21 protein-coding genes are annotated in these 24276 nt (G+C 43.5%); 18 read left to right on the top strand and 3 right to left on the bottom strand.

Translation table 11 applies throughout. The annotated features are described in order from the left end of the window. Positions 1–325 precede the first annotated feature (325 nt). The gene (locus tag ACXAFJ_RS06560) at positions 326–1201 is read left to right on the top strand and encodes a response regulator (RefSeq protein ID WP_475322260.1); all 876 of its coding nucleotides are present in this window, start codon (positions 326–328) and stop codon (positions 1199–1201) included. Between the two features lie 20 nt (positions 1202–1221). On the opposite strand, the gene arfB is transcribed toward ACXAFJ_RS06560, so the two are convergent. Then, positions 1222–1635: an alternative ribosome rescue aminoacyl-tRNA hydrolase ArfB gene (gene arfB, locus ACXAFJ_RS06555; protein WP_475322259.1), complete on the bottom strand. Its 414-nt coding sequence runs from the start codon at positions 1633–1635 to the stop codon at positions 1222–1224. Between the two features lie 171 nt (positions 1636–1806). Between arfB and ACXAFJ_RS06550 the strand changes: the two genes are divergently transcribed. Beyond that, positions 1807–3399 carry an ABC-F family ATPase gene (locus tag ACXAFJ_RS06550; protein WP_475322257.1) on the top strand — a complete coding sequence of 531 codons (1593 nt, stop codon included), beginning with the start codon at positions 1807–1809 and terminating at the stop codon, positions 3397–3399. Between the two features lie 363 nt (positions 3400–3762). Here the strand turns inward: ACXAFJ_RS06550 and pcp are convergent, their stop codons facing one another. Continuing rightward, positions 3763–4404, bottom strand: a complete 642-nt coding sequence (pcp, locus tag ACXAFJ_RS06545; RefSeq protein WP_475322256.1) for a pyroglutamyl-peptidase I — start codon at positions 4402–4404, stop codon at positions 3763–3765. 453 nt (positions 4405–4857) lie between these two features. On the opposite strand from pcp, the gene ACXAFJ_RS06540 reads away from it, so the two are divergent. The 15 genes from ACXAFJ_RS06540 (at position 4858) to ACXAFJ_RS06470 (ending at position 22600) form a co-directional block, all read left to right on the top strand. Next, positions 4858–6540 carry a peptide ABC transporter substrate-binding protein gene (locus ACXAFJ_RS06540; protein WP_475322255.1) on the top strand — a complete coding sequence of 561 codons (1683 nt, stop codon included), beginning with the start codon at positions 4858–4860 and terminating at the stop codon, positions 6538–6540. Positions 6541–6565: 25 nt separating this feature from the next. Next, a complete protein-coding gene (locus ACXAFJ_RS06535) occupies positions 6566–7498 on the top strand; it encodes an ABC transporter ATP-binding protein (RefSeq protein WP_475322253.1) in 933 nt (310 codons plus the stop codon). Further along, on the top strand, positions 7498–8313 hold the full coding sequence (locus ACXAFJ_RS06530; RefSeq protein ID WP_475322251.1) for an ATP-binding cassette domain-containing protein: 816 nt from the start codon (positions 7498–7500) through the stop codon (positions 8311–8313). Before ACXAFJ_RS06535 ends, ACXAFJ_RS06530 begins: the two co-directional genes overlap by 1 nt. 18 nt (positions 8314–8331) lie before the next feature. Beyond that, positions 8332–9297: an ABC transporter permease gene (locus ACXAFJ_RS06525; protein WP_475322249.1), complete on the top strand. Its 966-nt coding sequence runs from the start codon at positions 8332–8334 to the stop codon at positions 9295–9297. Next, positions 9297–10205: an ABC transporter permease gene (locus ACXAFJ_RS06520; protein WP_475322247.1), complete on the top strand. Its 909-nt coding sequence runs from the start codon at positions 9297–9299 to the stop codon at positions 10203–10205. Before ACXAFJ_RS06525 ends, ACXAFJ_RS06520 begins: the two co-directional genes overlap by 1 nt. A 217-nt stretch (positions 10206–10422) precedes the next feature. Beyond that, the gene (locus tag ACXAFJ_RS06515) at positions 10423–11685 is read left to right on the top strand and encodes an MDR family MFS transporter (protein ID WP_475322245.1); all 1263 of its coding nucleotides are present in this window, start codon (positions 10423–10425) and stop codon (positions 11683–11685) included. A 151-nt stretch (positions 11686–11836) separates the two neighbouring features. Beyond that, complete coding sequence (locus ACXAFJ_RS06510; RefSeq protein ID WP_475322243.1) at positions 11837–13909, top strand: NHL repeat-containing protein; 2073 nt, start codon at positions 11837–11839, stop codon at positions 13907–13909. Further along, positions 13906–14133, top strand: coding sequence for a hypothetical protein (locus tag ACXAFJ_RS06505; RefSeq protein WP_475322242.1), 228 nt, complete (start codon positions 13906–13908; stop codon positions 14131–14133). Before ACXAFJ_RS06510 ends, ACXAFJ_RS06505 begins: the two co-directional genes overlap by 4 nt. A gap of 186 nt (positions 14134–14319) precedes the next feature. Beyond that, positions 14320–15012, top strand: a complete 693-nt coding sequence (locus tag ACXAFJ_RS06500; protein WP_475322241.1) for a GntR family transcriptional regulator — start codon at positions 14320–14322, stop codon at positions 15010–15012. Positions 15013–15034: 22 nt separating this feature from the next. Continuing rightward, positions 15035–15928: a methylisocitrate lyase gene (prpB, locus tag ACXAFJ_RS06495; protein ID WP_475324074.1), complete on the top strand. Its 894-nt coding sequence runs from the start codon at positions 15035–15037 to the stop codon at positions 15926–15928. A gap of 103 nt (positions 15929–16031) precedes the next feature. Continuing rightward, positions 16032–17159, top strand: a complete 1128-nt coding sequence (gene prpC / locus ACXAFJ_RS06490) for a bifunctional 2-methylcitrate synthase/citrate synthase (RefSeq protein ID WP_475322239.1) — start codon at positions 16032–16034, stop codon at positions 17157–17159. A gap of 10 nt (positions 17160–17169) precedes the next feature. Beyond that, positions 17170–18621 carry a bifunctional 2-methylcitrate dehydratase/aconitate hydratase gene (locus ACXAFJ_RS06485; RefSeq protein ID WP_475322237.1) on the top strand — a complete coding sequence of 484 codons (1452 nt, stop codon included), beginning with the start codon at positions 17170–17172 and terminating at the stop codon, positions 18619–18621. A gap of 13 nt (positions 18622–18634) precedes the next feature. Then, complete coding sequence (locus ACXAFJ_RS06480) at positions 18635–20515, top strand: propionyl-CoA synthetase (protein WP_475322235.1); 1881 nt, start codon at positions 18635–18637, stop codon at positions 20513–20515. 171 nt (positions 20516–20686) lie between these two features. Further along, positions 20687–21160 carry a GNAT family N-acetyltransferase gene (locus tag ACXAFJ_RS06475; RefSeq protein ID WP_475322234.1) on the top strand — a complete coding sequence of 158 codons (474 nt, stop codon included), beginning with the start codon at positions 20687–20689 and terminating at the stop codon, positions 21158–21160. 12 nt (positions 21161–21172) lie between these two features. Further along, complete coding sequence (locus tag ACXAFJ_RS06470) at positions 21173–22600, top strand: NUDIX hydrolase (protein WP_475322232.1); 1428 nt, start codon at positions 21173–21175, stop codon at positions 22598–22600. A 59-nt stretch (positions 22601–22659) separates the two neighbouring features. On the opposite strand, the gene ACXAFJ_RS06465 is transcribed toward ACXAFJ_RS06470, so the two are convergent. Then, positions 22660–23463, bottom strand: a complete 804-nt coding sequence (locus tag ACXAFJ_RS06465) for a Cof-type HAD-IIB family hydrolase (RefSeq protein WP_475322231.1) — start codon at positions 23461–23463, stop codon at positions 22660–22662. 154 nt (positions 23464–23617) lie between these two features. Here ACXAFJ_RS06465 and queE point away from each other — a divergent pair, with 154 nt between their 5' ends. Beyond that, positions 23618–24268, top strand: a complete 651-nt coding sequence (gene queE, locus ACXAFJ_RS06460) for a 7-carboxy-7-deazaguanine synthase QueE (protein WP_475322229.1) — start codon at positions 23618–23620, stop codon at positions 24266–24268. Positions 24269–24276 lie beyond the last annotated feature (8 nt).

The raw sequence follows: 24276 nt of genomic DNA, 5'->3' as shown, positions 1-24276 counted from the left end.
AACCATACTTTGATGACATGGTTTCAGACAATTTTTGGAATCTGTTTATCATTTACTTCAGCCAGTTAGTCCTAGCCTATGGCGCTCGATTTTGATTTTCGTAGCGTGGAATAAGTTTGAAATTGACGTGACTAAAGTTTGTGTTTTGCTGATCTCTGTAGAGGGTAATTTACAGTTCGGGCTCATTAGTAAAGTTAAATTTTGCTCATTCTATTGATAAATGTGTCAAATTGTAAAAAAATACAGCCCATATCAGCCGTACGGTAAACAGTCCCTACGAGCTGGATTGATCATTTAGGTAGTATTTTCTTGTGTTGAGGACAGTATGAAAGACGATTACATCAATGTCATGGCCAAAGTGACAGAGAATGTTCTAAGCGAAATGGCCAACATTCATGTAAGACGCGTGACTGTAAAGGAGGAGGCTAGGCCAAATACAATTTACGCTCAAACGTACAGCATAAAATACAACCACTTACAAAAGAACATCAGTGGCGCAGTGCACTTCTGCTTTGATGATTCTGAGGTCGCTAATTGTGTTGCAATGTCTACTGCAAAGGCGACAGGATCACCGGAAGATCTGGCCTTTAAAGATGATTACCTATGTGAACTGCTTAATACTGCTGTAGGGCATACTTTAACAGCCTGGGAAGACCTCGGGTTTAGCGCTGCGATGTCACCCCCCGAAGCAAACGAAAGCACTTTAATTTCGATGCCGTACTATGGCTGTAAATCTCGTATCATCATTATGTCGTTAGACGTAGGTAACCTGTTGTTTAAGGTCGTAATTGCAGATGATTCATACAACGTGCTGAAAGGCAAACGAGTGTTAGTCGTTGATGACTCAATGATGATCCGAAACTTGCTGCAAAAAAAGCTAAAAGCGATAGGGTTTGATGTGGAGATCGCTCGAGATGGTGTTGAAGCTGTAGAGAAGACCATTGGTTTCAAACCTGAACTTATTGTCATGGATCAGAATATGCCAAGACAATCTGGACTTGATGCTATTGTAGAAATCCAAAAGTTCGCACCAGAAACGAAAGTTGTGATGCTAAGTTCCAGCTCACGAGTAGATGAGCTAAATACAGCCGCAACTCTCAATGTAGTTAAGTATTTAACCAAACCAGTAAATATTGTGGAAGTCTACAGAGAGGTTGGTTTGGCGCTAATGGGAAGACAGTCAACTTCGGCTAGTCAATGATGCAAATTTTCTAAACTAACCTAAATGTTGACCTTGCCACGCAGCATTTTGGTTTGACCGCGTTTCGTTTTATTGTCGACGCGTCGTCGCTGAGAGCCTTTTGTGGGTTTGGTAGGTTTACGAGCTTTGTCAACCTTTGCAACGGAAGTGATCAATTGTTGCAAACGCTTTAATGCATCTTCTTTGTTTTGCTCCTGAGTTCTGTAGCTCTGAGATTTGATAACGATGATTCCATCTTTTGTGATACGTTGATCTTTCAATTTCAACAGGCGTTCTTTGTAAAAGGACGGAAGCGTAGAGCAATGTATGTCAAACCTCAAATGAATAGCACTAGAGACCTTGTTGACGTTTTGACCGCCAGCTCCTTGAGCGCGAATCGCTGTAAGTTGGATTTCCCAATCGGCGAGTGAAATAGAGTTGGAAATTTTTAGCATGTTAAAACGCAAAAGAGTTAATTGCGGTTAGTGTAACAAAGTTAACGTTCATTATCTTTTGCTCAGGCCTTTGGGTGAAACCATATCTCAGACGAAGTTTTGGTACTATGCTGTTTAAAAACTGTGACGAGTGTTAAACTTGCGCCAATTTTTATTTATGTCGAGTTTGTGATGTTAACTTCTAGCAATATCACCATGCAGTTTGGTGATAAACCACTTTTTGAGAATATTTCCGTTAAGTTTGGTGGCGGTAATCGATACGGATTAATCGGTGCCAATGGTTGTGGAAAATCAACCTTCATGAAAATACTGGGTGGAGAGCTAGAGCCAACGTCTGGAAACGTCTCAACCGATCCAAATGAACGAATCGCCAAGTTGAATCAGGATCAATTTGGATACGAAGAATTTTCTGTTGTTGACACTGTGATAATGGGTCATAAGGCACTGTGGGATGTCAAAAAAGAGCGTGACAGAATCTATGCGCTTCCTGAAATGTCAGAAGAAGACGGAATGAAGGTTGCTGACTTAGAAACGCAATTTGCTGAAATGGACGGCTATTCCGCGGAAGCGAAAGCGGGCGAACTATTGCTTGGTGTTGGTATTCCCACTGAGCAACATTACGGATTAATGTCGGAAATCGCTCCGGGATGGAAGCTCCGTGTGTTGCTTGCTCAAGTTTTATTTGCGGAACCGGACATCATGTTACTGGATGAGCCGACCAACAACTTGGATATCTATACGATTAAATGGCTTGAAGACACGTTGAATCAACGTGATTGCACCATGATCATCATCTCGCACGACCGCCACTTTCTCAATTCCGTTTGTACCCACATGGCTGACATTGATTATGGCGAATTGAACGTATATGCAGGCAACTACGACGAGTATATGCTTGCAGCGACACAAGCTCGCGAACGTTTATTGGCAGACAACGCAAAGAAAAAAGCACAAATTGCTGATTTACAGCAATTTGTTTCTCGCTTTTCTGCAAACGCATCCAAAGCGAAACAAGCTACATCCAGAGCAAAGCAAATTGACAAGATTCAACTGAGCGAAGTGAAAGCGTCAAGCCGCCAGAATCCGTTTATTCGTTTTGAACAAGAAAAGCCGCTTTTCCGAAATGCACTGGAAATCACTGATCTTAGCCAAGGATACGATGAAATTTTGTTCAGTGAGTTAGATGCGATTGTCGAAGTTGGTGAGCGTATCGCTATCATTGGCGAGAATGGTGTGGGTAAAACGACTCTGCTTCATACGCTTGCTGGTCGCTTGGCGGAGAAGCAAGGTGGCGTGAAGTGGTCTGAAAATGCAAACATTGGCTACTACGCCCAAGACCATGCCGAAGACTTTGCTAACGAGATGAATTTGTTTGATTGGATGTCTCAATGGCAACAGGAAGGAGACGACGAACAAGTTATCAGAAGTTACCTCGGACGTATGCTGTTTTCTCAAAATGATATCAAGAAGTCAGTGAAAGTGATTTCTGGTGGAGAGCAGGGGAGAATGCTGTTTGGTAAACTCATGATGCACAAGCACAACATATTGCTGCTTGACGAACCAACCAACCATATGGATATGGAATCCATCGAGTCATTGAACCTCGCGTTAGAGCAATACCAAGGCACGTTGTTTTTTGTATCCCACGATAGACAATTTGTCTCTTCGTTGGCAACTCGTATTTGGGAAATTCGAGATAATAAAGTGATTGATTTCCGCGGAAATTACGAAGACTACCTGGTTAAGCGAGAACAACTTAGTTAACTTGTAAAACTTTTACATTAGAGCAGGCGATTCGCCTGCTTTTTTTGTACCACATAAAAAGCGATAGAATGTAATCGGTTGGACTTTGGTTTCATGAGACAAAAAACTATAAAGTTATCACTAGTTAGTCTTTAATTTTGATTTAAATATTAATAACTGGTTATTAAATCGGAAATGAAAGCGATTACATGGTTTTTTGTGTTTTACTGTTATTGATGGTAATAACAATAGTATGAAAATCAAGAATAATCGGTATGCAGAAAAAGAATGCTTATATTGAGTGTAAAACAGTATTAGGAGGACACATAGATCTAAGTGTCCCACCTAATTCGACATGTTGAAGTTATTGTAAGTTATTGAATTTTATTCTGTTTTACCCATCGGGGTCGAAATGTCTTCCGAGGTATTGATGGTTTCAATAATAGCGAGTTTTATAGCATCACAAATGAAATCGAGCGGCATTGATGGCAAGTTGTTATTTAAAGATTGCTGAGGAATATTAGGAATGTGAATAAATCCTGATTTCACATTTTTATTTAGTAATAAGTTTTGAGTTGTATAAAAAACATGATTACAGACATAACTTCCAGCGGAGAGAGATAATTCAGCGGGGAAGTTATTATCAATCAATTTTTTTACGATGGACTTTATTGGTAACGTCGTGAAATACGCGTCCGGTCCGTCAGTTATTACTTGTTTATCTGTCGGCTGATTACCAGAATTGTCTGGTATTCTTGCGTCGTCATAATTTATCGCAACCTTTTCTATTGATATTTTACTTCGTCCAGATGCCTGCCCTAAACAAATAAAAATTGATGGGTTAACTTGATTGGAAATCTGCTCAATTTCCTTTTGGCTCAATCCAAAAGAACAAGGTAAAAGGTAACTTTTCACCTGCCAGTTTGGTTCAGGCTGCCAACCGTCGAGGGCTTTTGCTACCAGCCATGAGGGGTTAACGTCACTACCACCGAAGGGTTCAAACCCAGTTAGTACAATTGTATTCATTTACTTCTATTCGCGTTATTTGAATTCTTATTCAGGTTAATGAAGAAAGAATTACATAGTTGTTTTAAATCAATGTTGGTTCATATTCCGAGATTTTGTATCAAATTCTTAATGTAACTTGCATTTAAGCCACGTAATAACTGATTAAAAAACCAACGTATGATATTGATATGTTAACTTTTTGTTGTGTTGTTTTTTAGTTCAACATCCTATTAATTATTACAAATTGTTAGGACATAGATTTCAATAGTGAGAGCTAATATAGAAAGCAAAAAAAAAATACTTGTTTATTTGTAATAATGCGTAGATGATCGCAGCGTTTTTGCCTCAAGGATATTTCAACTTGTTGCATTTATGTGTTGAGCAGTTGTCCCAGCACAAGGAATTAAGCTGTACTTCTTGGATGGACTTCAAAGAATGAGTGCAACTTATTTAATAAAAGGAAGAAATAAAATGAAATTGAACAAATTTGCCTTGGCGATGGTTGCCGCAGGCGCATGTATGACAGGTGCAGCACAAGCTGCTGAAGATAAGTCTCTTACGATCGGTATCACTCAGTATCCGTCGACGTTGCACCCAGAAATTAACTCGATGACTGCAAAGTCATACACACTGGGTTTTGCACACCGTGACACAGTAGGTTACGACGCAGACTGGAACCTAGTTTGTTACCTTTGTGAAGAACTGCCAACGTTGGAAAATGGTCTAGCAGAAATTGTTGACCGTCCAAACGCTAAAGAAGGCGAGTCTAAGCAAGGCATCAAAATGACAGTTACCTTCCGTGAAGGTTTGACTTGGGGTGACGGTACTCCGGTTACAACGGAAGATGCACTTTTCTGGTACGACGTAGTAACTGACCCTGCAGTGCAAGGTAACTCTCAGCTTACTACTCGTAAGAAAATCGAAAAAATCAATGTTATCAATGACCGTACTCTAGAAGTGTACGTAAACGAGACTAACTTCAGCTACAACGGTGCAAACACCTTCATCCCTGATTTGTTACCTCGTCACATTGAGCAAGAAATCTACAAAGCTAATCCTGCTGAATACCACTTAAACTCTAAGTACGTGACAGACCCTACTACTGCAGGTCTTTACCACTCTCCATTCTTAGTGAGTGATCTTAAGCAAGGTCAGTTTGTAAAACTTACCAATAATCCACATTGGCCTGGTAAGAAGCCTTACTTCGAAGAAGTAACGTTGAAAATCGTATCAGATACTCAAGCGCTTCAAGCGAATCTGCTATCTGGTGACGTAGACATGATTCCAGGTGAATTAGGTCTAACTCTTGACCAAGCTCTTCAATTTAAGAAGAAGTTTGGCGAGAAGTACAACATTCAAATTGTACCTTCAGCAATCTACGAGCACCTAGACCTTCAGCTTGAAAACGAGCACCTAGCTGATATTCGTGTACGTCAGGCTATCATGTACGGCTTGGATCGTAAGCTGATTACAGAAAAGCTATTTGAAGGCCATAACCCAGTAGCAACTACAAACATTTCACAACTAGATGCTATCTACACTGACCAAGTTCAGCAGTACGAATACAATCCAAAACGTGCTAAAGAATTGTTGAAAGAAGCGGGCTATGAGCTTGTTAACGGCGTTCAAATGAAAGATGGCAAGCCTCTAGAGCTTGAATTCATGACAACTGCTGGTAACAAAACTCGTGAGCTTGTACAGCAATTTGCTCAAGGTCAGTGGAAGAAGATTGGTATCAAGGCTGAAATCAACAACCAGCCTGCACGTGTTTACTTCGGTACTACACTAACTCAGCGTCAGCACAAAGGCCTAGCGATGTTCGCATGGGTTAGCTCGCCAGAGAATGTGCCAAAAACAACACTTCACTCAACCAGTATCCCAACAGCTGACAACGGCTGGTCTGGTCAGAACTACCTTGGCTACAGCAACCCAGAAATGGACCGTTTAATCGACGCGATCAGCGTAGAACTAAACTTTGAAGAGCGTAAGAAGCTTTGGGCAGAACTTCAGGAGCTTTACGCTGCTGACCTTCCAGCATTGCCACTTTACTACCGTTCTTCACCATTCCTACTACCAACTTGGTTGGGTGGTCTAGAGCCAACAGGTCATCAGTTCGGTTCAACTTTTGCAGCAGAGAACTGGTTCCGCAAATAAGCGAAACACGTTTTAAAAGAACATTATGAGTGAAATTATTCTTGATGTTCGCGACATGTGTGTGGCCTACGGGCCACACCTTGCTGTGAACAACATCAGTTATCAAATCAAATCTGGTGAAATCCTCGGTATCGTGGGTGAATCAGGTTGTGGTAAATCGCTAACTTCCCTGTCTGTGATGGGCTTGTTAGACAAAAAACTTAAACTGTCTGGTGAGATTGCCTTTATGGGACAAAATCTTGTCGGGCTTCCAGAGAAGCACTACCAAAAAATTCGTGGTGAAGGCATTGGCATGATCTTCCAGGAGCCAATGACAGCTTTGAATCCGGTAGTGACCGTGGGCGACCAAGTTGCAGAAATGTTCATCATTCACGAAGGCATGAACAAAAAAGATGCAATGGACCGCGCTATCGATATGCTTAAGCAAGTTCATATTCCGTATCCGGAAAAACGAGCAAAAGCCTATCCACACGAACTATCTGGTGGTATGCGTCAACGTGTGATGATTGCAATGGCATTGGCTTGTAAGCCAAAGCTGCTAATTGCAGATGAGCCTACAACGGCACTTGACGTAACTGTTCAGGCCCAAGTATTGGACTTGCTTGAGGAGTTACGTGAAACCACGGGAACAGCGATTCAATTTATCAGTCACTCACTTGGTGTCGTATCTCAGATTTCAGACCGAGTTATGGTTATGTACGCTGGCCAAGTCGTCGAGTGTGCAGACGTAAACGAAATCTTTGACAACCCTCAGCATCCTTACACTCAAGCGTTGATGGATACGATCCCTCGTGTTGGCGTTGATGTAAAACGCCTACCGGCTATCCCAGGAAGTGTTCCTCCTCTAGATATGCGTGGACCAAACTATACGTTCCGCGATCGCTGTCCAGAGCTTTACGACAGTTATGTAGAGCGTGCGAAACAGCGCAACCTAGAACGTGAAGGAGGCGCTAAGTAATGGCAATGCTTCAAATTAAAAACCTGAACAAGTCGTTTTTGCTTGATCCAGGTTCGATCTTTGGTGACAAGCCACAGTATCTGCACGTGACTAAAAACGTGTCACTAAACCTAGAAGCTGGCAAAACTCTTGCCGTAGTAGGTGAGTCTGGTTCTGGTAAGTCAACACTAGGTCGCATGGTTGGTATGTTAATGCAGCCTGATTCTGGTGAAATCATTCTTAACGGAACTGAGATTACGAGCCTGCCATTTAAAGCTCAGCGCCCGCTGCGCGAAAAAATCGGCTTTGTTTTCCAAGACCCGTATTCCGCATTGAACCCAAGAATGCCTATTTTGGCTTCTTTGGTTGAACCAATGAAGGTAAACAAAATTGGTAACAAGGAATCGCAACGAGCACGCGCGCTAGAAGTTCTTGAGTGGGTTGGGATGCATGAAGATGTATTGACCAAGTACCCGCACGAGTTCTCCGGTGGTCAACGTCAACGTATTGCAATTGCTCGTGCGCTTATGCTTAAGCCCGAGTTGATCATAGCGGATGAACCATTGTCAGCGCTTGATGTATCAGTTCAATCTCAGATCCTTAACTTGTTTAAAGACCTTCAGGAAGAACACGGAATCGCGTTTTTCTTCATTAGTCACGACATGGCGGTGGTTTACCACTTAGCTGATGAAGTTGTCGTAGTGAAACACGGTGAGATTGTTGAGCAAGCATCTCGTGATGACTTCTTCGCCAATCCGCAGCACGAATACAGTCGTGAGCTGCTAAATGCCGTGCCGGACATTGGTAACGCGCGTCGCCGCAATGCAACGAAATAAGTACTGAGGATTTGAGCAATGAAACGATTTTTATTTTCTCGTCTGCTTCAAATGCTGCTAGTACTTTTTCTAGCGTCATTTGCTGCGTACAACCTAATGGGCTTAATGCCGGGTGACCCTATTGATATGCTGGTTCAAGATAACCCAGATATCACTAGTGAAGACATTGCCCGCTTAAAAGCTGAACACGGCTTAGATAAGCCAGTCTACGTTCGCTACTTTTTGTGGCTCGGTGACGCGTTGCAAGGTGAACTTGGCTACTCGCGTATGTTCTCTCAGCCTGCAATCGACGTACTGTGGGATGCAATGAAAAATACATTGCTACTCGTAGGCTCGGGTACAGTTTTATCAATTTTGATTGCCTTACCAGTAGGTATTATCTGTGCGGTAAAACAAAACAAAGCGACGGACTACATCATCTCAGGTTTAACTTATGTGTTCTTGTCCACACCAGCGGCGTGGCTTGCACTGATGTTGATCATGGTGTTCTCAGTAATGATCCCAATCTTCCCTGCAGGTGGCACGGGCGCTGCTGAAGGCGCGGAAGGCTTTGAAAAACTGCGTTATATGATTCTGCCTATTTTGAGTCTGACGCTGCTTTCTATTGCCTCTATTTCGCGTTTTATGCGTTCAAGTATGTTGGAAGTATTCCGTCAAGATTTTGTGCGAACTGCAAAGGCTAAAGGTGCATCTTCGAAACGTGTGCTTTTCAAACATTGTTTGAAAAACGGCATGCTACCGATGATAACTGTACTAGCGATGGATGTTGCGACTCTAATGAGTGGCGCGGTGCTAACCGAAACTATTTTCAGCTGGCCGGGTATAGGTAAGCTTACTGTAGATTCTATCAGCGGTAACGACTACAACGTTGCAATGCTTTGTTTCATGGTGGCAACCGTTGCCATTCTTGTAATGAACTTTATTGCGGACATTCTTTATTCGAAAGTAGACCCACGTATTGATTTGACTAAGGGGGGCAAATAATGAGCTATATTGCAAACCGTAGCCAGAATCCATGGGTACAAGTCTGGCAGCGTCTGTCTCGCCATAAATTAGCAATGGTATCTTTGGCATTCTTGGTGGTGCTGACCATTGTGTGTTTTGGTGCCAACATTATTGCTGATTGGATGGGTGTCGATCCTTTCGAAGATGATTTGTTTGGTCGTTTTGAAGGGCCAACGGATGAACACGTACTGGGAACCGATGAACTAGGTCGTGACATTTTTACTCGTCTATTGCTTGGTGGCCAAGTTTCACTAACGTTTGCTTTCATGGCAGCACTGACTACTTCGTTGATCGGTACGTTACTCGGTGTAATGGCGGGTTATTACGGTGGTAAGGTTGATGCCTTTATCATGCGTACAGCTGACTTCATCATCAGTTTGCCAAGCATCATGCTTTTGATCCTTATTCAAAGTATCGACATGACTAAGTTGGGCTTTTCTGAAGAGTTGGTTCGCTCTGATGAGTTTAGTATTTACCGCCTTGTATTTGTTCTTTCTATGCTTGGTTGGCCGTTTGCAGCGCGTTTGGTTCGTTCAAACACGCTATCAGTCAAACATCGTGAATACGTGCAAGCCGCGATTGGTTATGGTGCTAGTCATACTTTCATCATGCTACGTCATATCGTGCCTAACGTAATTGCACCAGTTATTACTGCAACAACGCTAGGTATCGGTGGTGCAATCTTGACGGAAAGTGCGTTGAGTTTCCTAGGTTTTGGTATCAACCCACCAACACCGTCATGGGGTAACATGCTTCAAACCGCCCGTGAAGCGATGTGGAGCTACCCAATGGCAGCGGTATACCCAGGTCTAATGGTGTTGTTTACCGTAATCACTATTAACTTCTTAGGTGACGGTCTGCAAGAAGCGATTGACCCTAAGTCGTAAGTACAGACAATCTCTTTTAAGGCCGCATATCTGCGGCCTTTTTCATTTCTTTCGTTAAGAAACCCGCTAATTCAAAGCTAATTCGGTTTATATAACTATCCTTTGCCAATATTGGAAACACTATAAGCTGTACTTACAAACTTATAAGAATTTGTGTCTTTTTGTTTCGAGATAAGCGGCTTACTATGACGTTGATTCTAAGTAGTAGGGAGCCAAGATGGAACAAAAGGTAGAAAGCTTGTTTAAAAGGGAGAGGTTAAGTCGTTTTAACCCAATTATTTGGAGCGCTCTCATTGGAACACTGGTCGCACGAACCAGTTATTTTATGGCCTGGCCATTTCTCATTGTCTTTTTGTATCGCGATTATGGTGCTTCAGAAATCGAAGTCGGCGCTATGTTGGCTGGCTCTGCCGTTGTTGGCGTAATTGCGGGTTTGTTTGCCGGCTATCTATCGGACAAACTGGGTCGGAAATGGATGATTATTCTAGGCGCGTTGTTAGCGTCAATTGGTTATACTGGGATAGGTATTTCCGCTGAATTATGGCAGTTTGCGGTTTTTATAAATATTTGTGGTTTGATGCGAGCCATGATCGAGTCGCCAACTAAAGCACTCATTGGTGACAATCTAACGGACTCTCAAGATAGAGAACTCGCACTGAACATTCGCTACTTTTTGATCAATCTTGGCGGGGCAATTGGGCCGCTCATCGGGATAACATTGGCGTTATCCAAGCCTCAGTTACTGTTCATTGCTACTGGGTTCGTGTATCTGATGTTTATGGTTTGGTTTTGGGTGTGTTTTATAAAATGGCCTGAAAAAAGCAAAGATGCCAGTTCAGCGGAACTACCTAATTTTCGTGGCACTATGAAAGTCATCGCTCGCGACAAAATATTCCGTTTACTGGTCGTGGCTAACTTGTTGATGATGTTTATATACGGCCAGTTAGAATCATCGCTACCGCAAGTATTGATTCGAACTGACATTGAGTATGCTGCGAAACTCATCGCTGCACTCGTAATCGTAAATACCTTGACCATAATTATCTTCCAGTTTCCGCTTCTCAAATTGATGGAGCGATTCCCTTTGTTTAAAAGAACACAAATTGGAATGTTATTGATGACAATTGGGTTGACAGGTTTTCTGATTACTCCAGAAAACTGGGTAGCCGGGTGGGTACTGAGCTGTTTTGTTATTGCGATTGGGGAGGTGATTGCATTCCCAACATTGAGTGTGCAAATTGATAAAGTCGCACCTGATCATTTACGTGGCTCTTACTTCGGTGCTTCTACTGTTTATTCACTCGGATTTGCTCTAGCACCTTTGGTGGGTGGTGTGATGCTGCAAACGTGGAACCCTAATTGGCTATGGTCTTTGTGTATTCTTGCTTGTGTTGTGATGATTGCGCTCTATACCAAAGTCGAAAACTGGGATAGTAAGCAGAATACGATGAAAGACGAGGTATTATCGGAACAAGCCTAAATAATACACTTCAACTTAGATTAATAAGATTGACAGCACTGTTGGTCATTCTTGTTCACTAAATCACAAATCATGTTTTGGGCTAGCAAATAGCCCAAAAACCCAAACTAGCGCTGCTATTTTCAAAAGACTTACCTCAAGGAGATTGGAAATGGAGCTCGAGTTTCGAACATTCATCGGTTCTGTTGAACATCAGGTCGGCCGTTTGCCACGTACCATCAATAGTGGAATTACGCTCAACACCCCAGTTGGAAATGCCATCGATCATTATGGCAATATTTGGCTTGCAGATACGGCCAACAACCGCATTTTGATTTTTGATAATGACTTGAAAAACATTATTGCGAGTTTTGGACAAACCGGATCTGGTTTGGGTGAGTTCAACATGCCATTTCGTCTTCTTCCGCATCCCACTGAAAACTGGATGTATGTTAGTGATATAGCTAATACTCGAGTTCAAATTTTAGAATACGATCAAGGTCTAGATATTGTCGCGCTCAAGTCATTTGGTCATGGAGACCCTGTCAATTTGAAAGGGCCAAATGGTTTAGCGTTTCACGATGGAAAACTCTGCGTTGCCGATGAATTTTATGAAGGTGATGAAGGGGCTAGTCGACTGGTAATTTTCTCAGAAGATGGTGAAATACTTCGTGAAATCCATCATGTCGGTGACGACAATCCGCAGAAATTTTTGTGGCCGCAAGGCGTTGACACGGATTCCGCTGGAAACTTGTATATTGCCAACACGGGATGTTCGAACATCGTGCGCTGCGATTGGGAAGGGAATCCAATAAACTTTGCCAATGGTTCACCTTGCATTGAAGGTATCAAATTGGCTCGTGGCGTAGCCGTTATCGACGACAAAGTATTGGTACCCGGCGCAAGAGACAATCAAATAGGGGTTTATGATTCCAATGGCGATTTAGCAGGCTATCTGGGAGGCGTGTTCGCACCCGTGCAGATAACCAAAGGGCGCGAGAACTCCGAATGGCTAGTCACAGAGCCCTTCTTAGCTCAATTACAGGTGCATCGCTTTAATTGGAAAGATTTATCTAAAGATAATTTAAACTTCGCTGAAGTCGACCAAGTGATTGGTGATGAACGCGATGGAGAAGGGCAATTTCATTTTGTCACTTCAGCAGCGGGGCAAGTTAGTGGCTGGTCCAAACCAACAAATCAGCATCCTGTGGTCGACTATCATCAAAAATTACTGGATAACGTTAACCATCAATGGAATCTACTAGAAAAAATGGTTCCCCATCATTTGAGTACTTGGAGTCAAATGGCGGTAACAACGCAGCTTGAATGGATGCAGCGCTGGCAGCAATCGTGGCTACGTATTCTATTTCAAGATTCTCCTGAAAATCCGAAAGAGCTATTGTGGTTAGTCGATTCTGGAAACTTTCAAATGCAATCGGCTGATCGCGCGAGTGAGTTTGCAGCAGAACCCAACAGTCTACCTCTGCTTCCGGGCTCACTGGGTGTCTGTCGTTATCAACCAAAACACGCGCTCCCGGGATGCATTGCTCCTCAACTACCTTTGCTTTTGGTGACTAATTATCTAACTGGAATTGTCACTATTTATCAATATGATACGTTAATTGACGAACTAGTCCCGTACTCAGTTTTTGCGGACATGGGAAGAGGAAAAACTGAGCTGCATAACCCACAGGGTATAACTGTGTGCCCGCTGACCAACGATATTTTGATTGCCGATTCAGCCAATAACCGGATCTCAAGGTGGAAGCTTGACGAGTTTGGTCAAGGAGTCCATTTAGCCAACTACGGAAAACTTGGACACGGCAAAAATCAGTTTGATACTCCAACTGACTTAGCCGTGGATGAGCTTGGCAATATTTATGTTTCTGACCAAGCTAACAACCGAATTGTTAAGCTGAGCAGTAAAGGAAAGTGGATTCAAAGTTTTGGTAAAGCGGGTTATGGCGTTGATAACGATAACTTCTTTTTACCGACCAGTATCGAATACCAAGACAACAGGCTGTTTGTTTCAGACCTGGTTAATAGAGCCATCAAAATATTTGATACAGATGGGCAGTTCGTAACCAGCTTCAACGGCTTTGGAGCAGATCCAAGCAAAGGACAGCTTTGGATGCCGTATTTACTTCACGTTCATGGTGATTTGGTATTTCTGCCAGATTGCACACTCAACCGCATTAATGTTTATCAGCTTACTTCACAAAAACAGGGAGAAGTTCACGCATGAGCCAAATTTACCAAGATGCACGAGCGAAAATACGTGCGACTAAAGAAGTCTGCCAGCAAGCTCAACAACAATCTAGTCAGTTGAAGTCAATGCTACAAGGAATGATTGAAGAATATCACGGTGATTTAAGCGCTGAAGAGAGAAAAGCCAAACTTAAAGCAATGCACGAACAACATCGCATTGTGGTTGGCCATAAACGAATCACCCTGCCCAGCGAAGTGTAGTTTTTCTCTAGTCACGGAGACAAAGAGTTTCACCTTACCTTAACTTGCCAACCTTTTCGGTTGGCTTTTTTTATCTATAAAACTTCAAGTAAAAGATGCTACCTAAGTCTAATTGTCGACAATGTGGTCTATAGTAAGCTTATTAAAGGTTATTTATTAAGCATTGATTGGGTAAGTGTCGACAATATGAGTCAAGACGTTTTACAAGTTACCACACCGGAAACAACAAAATCACAGGGAATTACTGAACAGCTGGTAGAGGCTATCGTGAGCGGTCAAATGGGCGCGGGCGAAAAGATTTCTGAACCTGAGTTATCTAAACGTTTTTCCGTCAGCCGTGGTCCTTTGCGCGAAGCGATTATGAGAATCGAAGGGTTGGGATTGATCGAACGCATACCTCACGTTGGCGCAAGAGTCGTTTCGTTAAGTAAAGAGAAGTTAACTGAACTCTACGCAGTCAGAGAAGCGCTAGAGGGGATGGCGGCACGTTGCGCGGCTAGAAATATATCTGATAGCGAAGTCGAAGAACTAAACAACCTACTAGAAACACATTCAAAACACGTTGATAAGGTAGACGGTGAATCCTATTTCCACCAACACGGTGACTTCGATTTTCACTACAGAATCATAAAAGCAAGCCGAAATCAGCACTTGTTCAGAGTGCTGTGTGGGGAACTCTATCACCTACTAAGAATGTACCGATATCAATCTCCGACTTCTCACTCTAGGCCTGTCAATGCACTGCAAGAACACAAATTTATTTTACAAGCAATTGCAAATCGAGATGAAGAGCTTGCGGAAATGCTGATGCGCAGACATATCTCAGGTAGTAGAAAGCTAATTGAAACTAGTATTCAAGATCATCAGCAAGACAACTAAACGGAGCATAAATACCATGGCAATAACAAACTCTCAGGGCGCAAAGTTTAGAGCGGCGATCGAGCAAAACAAGCCACTACAGATAGTAGGAGCGGTCAATGCGTATTGTGCCATGATGGCAGAACAAATTGGCCACAAAGCTCTTTATTTATCTGGGGCTGGAGTCGCTAATGCTTCGTATGGTCTACCTGACCTTGGTATGACTTCGTTGAATGATGTGGTGGCTGATGCTGAACGAATAACCAATGCTAGTGAACTTCCCTTGCTTGTTGATATCGATACCGGTTTTGGTGGCGCGTTCAATATTGCGAGAACCATCAAAGCAATGGAAAAAGTGGGTGTAGCAGCAGTACATATAGAAGACCAGGTTGCTCAAAAACGCTGTGGGCACAGGCCAAATAAAGCAATAGTCAGTCAAACTGAAATGGTGGATCGAATTAAAGCAGCGATAGACGCGAGACTCGATCCAGACTTTGTGATTATGGCAAGAACCGATGCACTGGCGGTTGAAGGTATTGATAGCGCAATCGAGCGAGCCATTGCCTGTGTTAACGCAGGTGCCGACATGATTTTTCCAGAAGCAATGAATCAGTTGAACCAATACAGAGCATTTAGTCTCGCCCTCAAATCAGAATTTGGTCGGACCATTCCAGTGCTCGCCAATATTACCGAGTTTGGTCAAACCCCTTTATACAATACAACGGAATTGTCTGAGTGCGGCGTGGATATGGTGCTATATCCGCTCTCTGCGTTTAGAGCAATGAATAAGGCAGCCGAAAATGTCTATCAACATTTACTGCGAGTTGGTGATCAGACTCAACTCCTCGATTCGATGCAGACAAGAAGCGAGCTGTACAACTATCTAAATTATCACGACTACGAACAAAAATTAGACTCTCTTTTTGAGAGCAAATAACGAATCTCAGTAAAACAAAAAAGCTATATCCAATAACGTGAATGCTGATTTTTTCATAATAGCTCCAAAGAGAGCACAGGAATCAGCCAAAAGGAGGTCAATTATGACTACCCAAGCTCTCAGCGGCGCAGGCCTTCGCGGGCAAAGTGCTGGTGAAACGGCGTTGTGTACCGTCGGTAAGTCTGGCACTGGACTGACATATCGTGGTTACGACATCACCGATCTCGCAACGCATGCGACGTTTGAAGAAGTTGCCTATTTACTGCTACACGGCACTCTTCCAAACCAAACTGAATTGTTCGATTTTACCGATAGGCTGATTAAACAGCGCGGTCTCCCTCAAGCATTAAAGCAAGCACTGGAGTTGATTCCGTCTAGCGCTCATCCAATGGATGTCATGCGAACGGGATGCTCGGTATTAGGCAACTTGGAACAGGAACAGAGCTTTTCACAGCAACTCGATGTGACTGAGCGCATGTTGGCATTGTTCCCAGCCATTATTTGCTACTGGTATCGATTTAGTCATGAAGGGATTCGAATTGAGACGCAAGACAATGATGAAAAAACGACGGGTGGCTATTTCCTAAAACTGCTTACTGGCAATACACCGTCAGAGTTACACCGAAAAGTGATGCACTGCTCGCTGATCCTTTATGCAGAGCATGAGTTTAATGCTTCAACGTTTGCCGCTAGGGTGTGCGCGTCCACGTTATCCGACATCCATTCCTGTATTGCGTCAGCCATTGGGACGCTTCGCGGACCCTTACATGGCGGGGCGAATGAAGCGGCGATGGATATGATTAAAGATTGGAAGACACCTGATGAGGCAGAGCAAAAGATCTTAGAAAAGCTCGCCAACAAAGAAAAAATCATGGGGTTTGGTCATGCAGTTTACCGAACCAGTGACCCACGAAATGCCCTGATAAAACAGTGGTCAAAGGAGCTGTCACTCTCTCAAAATGACGATTCACTTTATCGAGTATCAGAGCGGGTTGAATCGGTAATGAAGCGCGAAAAAAACCTGTTCTGTAATGCCGATTTTTTTCATGCGTCCGCTTATCACTATATGGGTATACCCACCAAGTTGTTCACTCCGATCTTTGTTATGAGTCGATTGACTGGCTGGGCTGCACACATTTATGAGCAACGCGCCAACAATCGAATTATTAGACCGAGTGCCGATTACATCGGGCCTGAGCACCAAGATTGGTTGCCAATAGACAAAAGATAAGGAAGTTACCATGAGTCAAAACGTCGAATTCAATCAACGTCAAGCGCCGGATGCGCTGTTAATCAAAATTGCAGAGTACGTTTGTGATGGGTCCATCACGTCAGAAGAAGCCTTGGATACGGCGCGAAATTGTTTAATGGACACGCTAGGTTGTGGGTTACTGGCACTGAGGTTTCCTGAATGTACTAAGCACTTAGGCCCCATAGTTCCGGGGACCACAGTTGTCAATGGCGCTAGAGTGCCCGGAACATCTCACGAGTTAGACCCAGTAACTGCAGCATTTAACATTGGATGTATTATTCGCTGGCTTGACTTTAATGATACTTGGCTCGCGGCAGAGTGGGGACATCCGTCAGATAACTTGGGCGGTATCCTAGCCACAGCTGACTACTTGAGCCGAGTAGCAGTTTCACAAGGAAAACCACCGTTAACCATGCAAGATGTGCTGGTAGCCATGGTTAAAGCCCATGAAATTCAGGGAGTATTGGCGTTAGAGAACAGTTACAACCGAGTGGGCTTAGACCATGTGTTGCTGGTCCGCGTTGCTTCAACCGCTGTAGTTACTCATATGCTAGGAGGCAGCAAGCAACAAGTCATCGACGCGGTGTCTCAAGCTTGGGTCGACGGATGTGCGTTGCGTACCTATCGCCATGCGCCAAACGCGGGATCCAGAAAATCATGGGCAGCAGGAGATGCGACCTCTCGTGCGGTTAGACTGGCAATGATTTCCATGAAAGGTGAGATGGGTATCCCAACAGTGTTGAGCGCACCCAAGTGGGGTTACTACGATGTTCTGTTTAACGGCGAAGCATTCCAACTGAAACAAGAGTTTTCAAGTTACGTGATGGAAAACATTTTGTTCAAGATCTCTTTCCCTGCCGAGTTTCATGCTCAGACTGCGGTTGAGTGCGCCGTAAAGTTACATTCGCAAATCAAAGACAGACTCAATGACATTGAACGCATCGAAATAACCACACATGAATCTGCGATTCGAATTATTTCCAAGCAAGGTGAGTTAGCCAATCCAGCTGACCGTGACCACTGTTTACAGTATATGGTCGCTGTGCCTCTTATTTTCGGGGATCTCGTTGCCGAGCATTATGAAGATGATTTCCACACCTCCAATCCATTGATTGATGAGCTAAGAGAAAAAATGCACATCGTTGAAGATTCCAGATACTCAAGAGAGTACTTAGAGTCAGACAAACGTTCGATAGCCAATGCGATCCAAGTGTTTTTCAATGATGGTACCAACACTGACAAAGTGGAAGTCGAATATCCGATTGGCCATCGACGACGTCGAGAAGAAGGTATTCCAGTTCTGGAAAACAAGTTTATGCGTAGTTTACAGACTCGATTCCCAAGCCACAAAGCTGAGCATATTTTCAATGTTTGTAAAGCACCTAAACAACTTAACTCTTTGCCAGTCAATGAGTTTATGGATTTGTTCGTTATCAACTAGCGGGAGGTGAGCAATGTCTCATTACCAAACTGAGTACGACCAAGCGGCCAATGATCCTCAAGGCTACTGGTTACATCAGGCAAAATCGATTGATTGGTTTAAGGCGCCGCAAGTTGGACTTCAATCGGATAGCAATGGCATTGAACGTTGGTTTCCAGACGGGGTAATGAACACTGCTTGGCTCGCATTAGACTTTCATTGCAATCAAGGCCGAGAAAATAATACAGCCTTGATTTACGATTCGCCGGTGACCAACACCAAACAGCGTTTTACTTACGGCGAACTACGAGATGAAGTGGCCGCCGCGGCTGGTATGTTAGCAGCACATGGTGTTGGCAAGGGTGATCGGGTTATTATTTATATGCCCATGATCCCCCAAGCAGTAATTGGTATGTTGGCCTGTGCACGGCTCGGCGCGATTCATTCCGTTGTATTTGGTGGCTTCGCCCCTAACGAGTTATCAGTTCGGATAGAAGATGCTGAACCTAAAGTGGTACTCACTGCGTCTTGTGGTGTGGAAGTGGACAAAGTGTTGGCATACAAACCCATTGTTGACCAAGCGATAACAGAGAGTCGGTGGAAACCCGATTCTGTGTTGGTTTGGCAGCGTGAACAACAAATTGCGCAGCTCAATCCAGAACGCGATTATGATTGGCAACAAGAACTAAGATCAGCACAGCCACATGATTGTGTACCAGTAGCCAGCACGGATCCTTTGTATATTTTGTATACCTCTGGTACCACGGGAAAACCAAAAGGAGTGGTCCGTGAAAATGGTAGTCATGCTGTGGCGATGTACTACTCAATGCAAGTGGTTTATGACATGCCAAAAGATGGTGTGTTTTGGGCTGCATCGGATGTGGGTTGGGTGGTGGGGCATTCTTATATCGTCTATGCGCCTTTAATTTATGGTTGTACTTCGGTCTTATTCGAAGGCAAGCCAGTGAAAACACCAGATCCAGGTGCATTTTGGCGGGTGTGTGAAGAGCACAAAGTCAATGTATTGTTTTCAGCACCAACAGCGTTTCGAGCCATCAAAAAAGAAGATCCCGATGGAGCCTTCATCAGGCAATACGATTTGAGTAGTGTAAAACAAATTTTCATGGCTGGTGAACGCTTAGACCCACCAACACTTGAGTGGGTGACCGAGAAAACTGGTAAGCCCGTGATTGACCACTGGTGGCAAACCGAAACGGGCTGGGCGATAGCCGGCAATCCGACAGGACTTGAAAAAATGCGCGTTAAACCGGGTTCAGCGACCAAGCCGTTGCCGGGCTATCAAGTCGAAATTCTAAACGAAATGGGTGAAAAAAATAGCCTGCTAACACAGGGTTTTGTTGCCATTAAGAGACCGCTCCCGCCGAGTTGTTTACCGACAATTTGGCGCAATCACGAAAGGTTTGAATCGGGCTATCTAACGCAATTTCCGGGTTACTATGTGTCTGGCGATGGCGGCTATTTTGATGAAGACGGCTATTTGTTCATCATGGGGCGAATAGACGATGTGATTAATGTGGCAGGTCATCGCTTATCCACAGGTGAAATGGAAGAAGTGGTGGGTGGCCATGAAGCGGTTGCAGAATGTGCGGTTGTTGGCATTCACGATGAGCTTAAAGGGCAGTTACCGCTTGGCTTTGTTGTGTTAAAAGATGGCGTATCTGTTGAAGACAGCGAGCTCGAAAAGGAGTTAGTGACAAAAGTAAGGGAGGAAATAGGCGCCGTTGCTTGCTTTAAACAAGCTATTGTCGTTGATCGTCTGCCCAAAACTCGCTCGGGCAAAATTCTACGCCGAGTCATTAAACAGATAGCTGATGGAGAAGACTACATTGTACCTTCCACAATAGACGATGCGGCGAGCCTGAACGAGCTCGAAGCTGCGTTGCTCAACGACTAATTCACAGACAGTCAGGTCATCATTTATAGCAAAGCAATCATTGGTGGGTTGCTTTGCTCGTTTTTGTCGCAGCGCAAACAATGTGAGAGCAATGAGGCGTTACCTAACAAAAGTTCACAACACAGTATGGTTTGAGGGTAAGATACTGGCATCTACCTAACTGGTTTGTCTATGTCAATTTGTTCCATCACTTCAGCGACTCAGCGTGACTTGCAACAGCTCAACTCGATGATGTTTGAATTACATGATGAACATCATGCTTTGTCTCCAGATCTTTTTAAATCCGCTGCGGACATCGAAACACTAAAAAGTATCTCTCGTTATTTAGATACACCAGAATGCTTGGTGTTGTGCGCTCGGCAGGAAAACAGAATTGTCGGCTTTATAACGGGGCACTTTTGTGAACTGAACTCGACTGTTTCAAAAGCGATTTTGATGGGCAGTATTGATGAGCTCTATGTAGTACCGGAATATCGTCAGCTTGGAATTGCCAAAGCTCTAATAAGTGAAATTGAGTCTCGTCTTAAAGAATGTGGCGCAAAACAACTATTTGTTGAGGTGTGGCAAGACAACCCAAGTGCCATGGCATTGTATCAAAGCTCAGGTTTTTCTCATCACATCAATTGGCTTCGTAAGCCTATTTAACTCAGTATATCTATGTCAAAACTAACTACTCGAATCTTGGCTTGTCTATTAAGCTTGTTTCCCTTACTAGTGTCAGCAAACACTACCGAGCCATCGATCAAAGGCGCTTTATGTTTGATCAAAGCACAAAACCGAATTGTGCTATTTCATGAGGTAATGACAGACAAACTTTCATTACCTGGTGGAGGGATTAAAACGGGAGAGAGTCACGCCCAAACAGCAGTTCGTGAAACCTGGGAAGAAACGGGATTAGTGGTAGAGGCGGTCCGTTCTCTTGGACGAGTAGACCGTTCTGAAGTATTCGAATGTGTATCTCAATCTGAGATTGTCGCGATTGACGCTAACAACCAGTTTAATGGATGGAGCATCCCGATGTGGTTCGCACCACATTACGGTGTTGAGTCCCACTCGGCCACCTTGTTAGAACCTGATTTTCTTAATCCAAAAGACTATCGCTATAGTGAGTCATGGCCCAAAATTCTTGAGCTTTTTCAACAAATACCAAGCCAGGATGTTGTGCTGCAACCCCATTTAATCGATGCACAGCACTCGCCGATTCAAAAATCGGAGCTAGAGCTGCTATTAAGTGTGAATCAAACACTGTTCTCTGTACTGGGCGCAGAAGCCTTTGAAGCCTTTAAAACGAAAGCTCTTGTTGTTTACCACTTGTTTACGCCATTTCTATTAGTAGCTGTTATCGCTTTTGTTGGTGTTAAATACGGTTTACACGAGATGGATAAGACTATACTAGCCACAGTAAGTGTTAGTTTATTAAGCTTGATAGCGCAAAAAGGGCTTCTGTGGCCGTCTCCGACGGCATTCATTCCTCAAGCGGGTTACGAGGATTTAGCTGCTTTTAGTTTTCCGAACATTATAATCGGTGTGATTATCGCGTTTTATTGGATGCTTAAACCTATCGTTGATAACCGCTGGCAACACAAGTTTAACCTTGTGGCACTGGTGTTAGTGTCTTTGTATAGCGCGAGTGCGTATCTATTAGGGGCGGCTTACATTATTGATCTGGTCGCCGGTTTGTTTATTGGCAGCTTAGTGGCTTGGCATTTTTCCCGTTTAGCTAAAAAATCGGAACTTGATTTGTTCAAAGTTGTTTCTGGTTTAGGAACTTGGGTGGCGGTTGCGATTATATCAGTGGTATTGGTAGTGATTTGGCCGGAGCCAGATTTCATGGTTTGGTTGGCCGTGCTGGTGACATTGGCGGCGCTTAGATTGTTTTTGCCAGTTAAGAATCAAACTGAGAAACTGACCATATCTTCAACCGCGATTGTCGCAACGTTGGCAGTGTTCGGGATGAGCCAACTGATTGCCTATTTGGTGTCATTTAGTGGTTTGTGGTCTTTGTTGGTGATGGTATCGCTATACCCACTGATCATTTTTACGCTAAGCACTACGCGTCTAAAGAGTCTAAGCGAAACCAAGTAAACAAATTTGTGTCAGGCAGCGAGTTAACTCGATGCCTGACATTAAATGAAAAAACTAGGTTACAAAACGTAACCTTCAATGATCTTTGCAACACCGTCATCGTTATTGCTTTCCGCTATTAGGTTTGCAACCTGTTTGGTTTCTTCCATGGCATTACCCATGGCAACTCCTAAACCTGCAAATTTAAGCATAGAGTTATCATTTTGCGCATCACCAAAAGCAATGACTTTGTCTGAATCAATATCGAGCATTTGACATACTTTTGCTAACGCGTTTCCTTTGCTCGCATTAGGATTTAAGAACTCCAAAAAGTAAGGTGCACTTTGCACAATAGCGTATTTCTCGTGCATTTCATTGGGAACCTTTAAACGAGCCGCAGTAACGTCTGACGGTTCTCCTACTGCTAATGTTTTAATTATTGGGTGTTCGTCGTCTAGCTCAGAAAAATCGACCTCAATAACCTCTATTTTGTTCACTAAGGTCTCTTTGTAGGTATAAGGGTTCATTTTCGGTGTGATTGCACCCAGCTTCTCGCTAAAAGCATGAAAATGCAGGCCAATAGACGTTGCGACATTTAGTACTTCTTTGGCCGCTTTGCCATTGAGTGTCGCTTGATAAATAGGTGACATATCAGAAAGCTGATAAGCAATTGAACCATTAAAGCTGATTACATATTCGTTCTCGCCACAGATTCCCAACTGATCTAAGTAGGGCTTCATGCCAACAAACGGCCTGCCGGAGGCCAACACTACTTTGACACCCTTAGCTTTTGCCTCTTGAACAGCTTCTATAGTTCGTTGAGTTAATTGCTTGTCCGACGTGAGCAAAGTGCCATCCATGTCGATGGCAAGAAGTTGATACATTTTTCGTTAATCCAATAGGTTAAATGTCTACTTCCATACTGGCATAGCCTACTTTGTATAGGAAGAGGTTGATCTTTTGCTGCGGGTTATTTATGGTCGGCGTCCATTTTCTTTCTCCCAGTATTGAGGCGGTAACTTGTATAAAGTAAATGAAATGTTTGAAACCATACAAGGTGAGGGTGTGTTCACAGGTGTACCTTCGGTTTTCATTCGTTTGCAAGGATGCCAAGTCGGGTGTGCTTGGTGTGATACCAAACAAACGTGGGAAATCGATTCGAAAGGCGAACAGACCTTTGGAGAGATTATCGTCAAGCAATCAGACGATCCTAAATGGTGTTCTGCATCCGCCGATGACATCGTTTTCATGTATCAACAGCAGGGCTATTCTGCAAAACACATCGTGATCACGGGGGGTGAGCCTTGTGACTACAATTTGATTCCGTTGACGCACGCATTTGAAAAGCTGGGCTGTCGTTGTCAAATTGAAACCAGTGGTACAAGTTTAGTGGTGGTTTCGGATGATAGTTGGGTGACGGTGTCACCAAAAGTGGCGATGAAGGGCAAGAAGGAAATATTGGACCAAGCTCTGCAAAGGGCAAATGAGATTAAGCATCCAGTTGGAACAGAGAAAGATATTGATAGCTTGCATGCTTTATTAGGCAGAAAGCAACATCAGTCTTCAGTATCAGTTGCCTTACAACCAATTAGCCAGAAAAAGCGAGCCACAGAGTTATGTATGACGCACTGCATCAAAAATAACTGGCGTTTATCAGTTCAAACTCACAAATATCTCAATATTGCCTAGGAGTGATC

This window comes from Vibrio sp. ABH4_348 (assembly GCF_056159765.1).
Note: the sequence above shows the minus strand (reverse complement) of the source record. Positions and strands in the feature narration are given on the sequence as shown.